2 protein-coding genes and 1 pseudogene are annotated in these 2,592 nt (G+C 52.0%); 1 reads left to right on the top strand and 2 read right to left on the bottom strand.

Annotated features, from left to right (window positions below; genetic code table 11):
- Both AC2VLY_RS14225 and AC2VLY_RS14220 read right to left on the bottom strand, forming a co-directional pair.
- Positions 1-473, bottom strand: a pseudogene (locus tag AC2VLY_RS14225) (efflux transporter outer membrane subunit); the annotation flags it as partial.
- Complete coding sequence (locus AC2VLY_RS14220; protein WP_486922508.1) at positions 473-2,014, bottom strand: DHA2 family efflux MFS transporter permease subunit; 1,542 nt, start codon at positions 2,012-2,014, stop codon at positions 473-475. The pseudogene AC2VLY_RS14225 and the gene AC2VLY_RS14220, both read right to left, overlap by 1 nt.
- Positions 2,015-2,123: 109 nt before the next feature.
- Between AC2VLY_RS14220 and AC2VLY_RS14215 the strand changes: the two genes are divergently transcribed.
- Positions 2,124-2,592: LysR family transcriptional regulator (locus AC2VLY_RS14215; protein WP_486891817.1), on the top strand; the 469-nt coding region annotated here is incomplete at its 3' end.

Here is a 2,592-nt window from a genome sequence, read left to right as displayed (position 1 = left end):
AAAGCTGCACGAACCTGATCACTGTCGCGCCCCCACAAGTCCAGATGATAACGGAGTTCCAGCGGGTTAATTTCGGTATAGGTAAAGCTTTTGCCGTTGGCCTGAAGGTGCAAACCATTCTGCGAAAAATGCTCCTGGGTGAGGGCCGCTCCCGCCGAAACTTGTGGGAGGAGGGCGGCCTGTTGCTCTGCAGTCATGGCTTTGGCGGCCAGAATACGGGTACTGGCAAGCTGCAGCGATGGGTTTTTGCGAAGGGCTACCTGAATCAGATGGTCAAGAGCAGGTATGTGCGCCGTTTCCCACCACTGCTGTGCAGGCCATGGACCCGCCGTGATCCCATAGTGATGATCGGCACGTGCCAGGGTCCGTTGAATTTGAGGGCTATGGGCGAGATGCGCACCGGGAAGATGCTCCGGCAGACGCGCACAGGCCGCAAGCAGCAACAATAGCAGCAGAAGAATGGATTTTTTCATCAGAGATCCACCAGTTCTTCTATGGCGCGGCGTACCCGAATATCCGGTTCTGCGTAAACCACAGGTTTGCTGAACAGCATGAGACCCGCGCCGAGCAGGAATCCCCATGCAGCTATATAAAATATTTCGTTGAAGGCGAGCATGGCTGCCTGATGCGCAATGTAGTGGGCAGTGCGGATATTGCTCACCGAGGGATTGAGTGTATAAATCGTCGGACGATTACCTTCGGCAAGAAAATGCGCATGCAGAATCATTCTCCGGTCGAAAAGTGTGGCAATAAGGGGGATGCCCATAGCCTGTCCACAGAGCCGCAATACATTCAAAAAGGCGGTACCACGCATTTCGGCAGGGCCGGATAATCCGGACAAGGCAATGGCGATGATGGATGGAAATAAACTTCCCAGAAATATTCCTACAAAAGCTTGTGGCCACAGTAATTCGCTGAAAGAGGCCGGATGATTGTAGGAGGAAACCCAAAAACTGGCGGCCGCAAATCCCAATAAGGAGAAAATAGCCAGGATACGTGCATCCAGATGATTGAGCAGGCGCTGGGTCAAGATAAAACTGATTTTCGAGAAAATCGCCATGGGTAATATCAACAGGCCGACCAGCCACGCGCTGTAGCCCATGACCAATTGAAATCCCACAATATAAATGGCGATACTGCCTTGAAAAAACAGGGCGGTGAAAAACAGGACCATACTTCCGATCATGAAGTTACGTCGTTTCAGGAGCGTGAGCTCAAGTAAGGGGTGCCTGCCATACCATTCCCAAATCCCGAAAAAAATCAGAGTGATCAGGCTGATGCTGCCGAGTAGAATAATAGTCTGGGAGCGCCACCAACTGATGATTTCTCCGGCATCAAGTGCAGACTCCAGGGCGACCAGGGCAATCAGCAGAAAAAGCAGTCCCGGCCAGTCCAGGGGGGGATGGCAGTGTTCTATTTCTCTACCGAACAGCAGAATCGCAGTAATGACAGCCACGCTGATGGCAATCGGTATGTTTATATAAAACAGCCAGCGCCAACCGATACTGTCGGTGATCCAGCCACCAATAACCGGCCCCAGGGTAAACGGGGTGAGGGCAGCAACTCCCCAAAGCCCCAGGCCAATATTACGGCGATGTGCCTGATAATGGCGCAGGATAATCTGCAAGGAGACCGGGATGGTCAATCCCCCCGAAAATCCCTGAACAATACGGGCACTGAGAAAAGCATCATAATGGCTGGTTTGCGCGCAGATGGCCGAAGCCAGGGCGAACGCCATAAAGGCACCTGCCACAACCCGTATTTCCCCCCAACGCTGCAAAAACCAGGGAGAAGTCGGAAAGGCCAGAGCCATGGCCAGAAAAAAATCTGCCTGGGTCCAATCCGCAAAATCCGGGTTGACGCCCAAACTGCCGGCAACATGGGGTATCATGGGCAGATAGGCACCAGTGTTGAACAACACCAGAAAATGTCCAAGCCCGATCACCAGGTTCAGCAGCAATACCATGCTGGTGCTGAGTGGGGAAACTGCCGGAGCATGATGTGAAAAAGCCATGAATGGGAAACCGCTTCTATGCTGATGAAGTAAACGCGCCGATCATGCGGGGCATCAATACATAGGTCAAATTGGTAATATAGATATAATCTATCGGACATAGCGATATATGGACACAGAACTTTTATTAACCTTTCTGACCGTGGCCAAAAGTGGCGGGATCAGTGCAGCAGCGCGAGTACTCCATCGCAGCCAGCCGGCCGTCACGGAAAGACTGCAGAAATTGAACCAGATGGTCGGAGAACCTTTGACGATGCGTCATGGTCGCGGCATTCAACTGACCCCCGCCGGTGAGGCGCTCCTGACTACCGCCCAACGTATGCGTGAAGTCATTGATGAATTCGAGGATATAATTTTACGTCGTCAACGCCTGCAAAGTGGCATTTTGCGCATTGCCGCGACCAATACCGTAGCCAACTATTTTTTACCGGAACGCCTGGTCGCTTTTCAGCAGCAATTTCCTGATGTAGAAATTCAGTTACGCGGAGGGGTTATTGACTGGGAAAGCATTGCTTTGTCTGACTGGGATTTATTCTTTCTGGAAGGTGGTCTGGATCTGGAAGGCTTGCCTTCCTATT

The organism is Acidithiobacillus sp. TH-A36, from assembly GCF_057473445.1.
The sequence above is the reverse complement of the archived record's forward strand: the minus strand, read 5'-3'. Positions and strand labels throughout refer to the sequence as shown.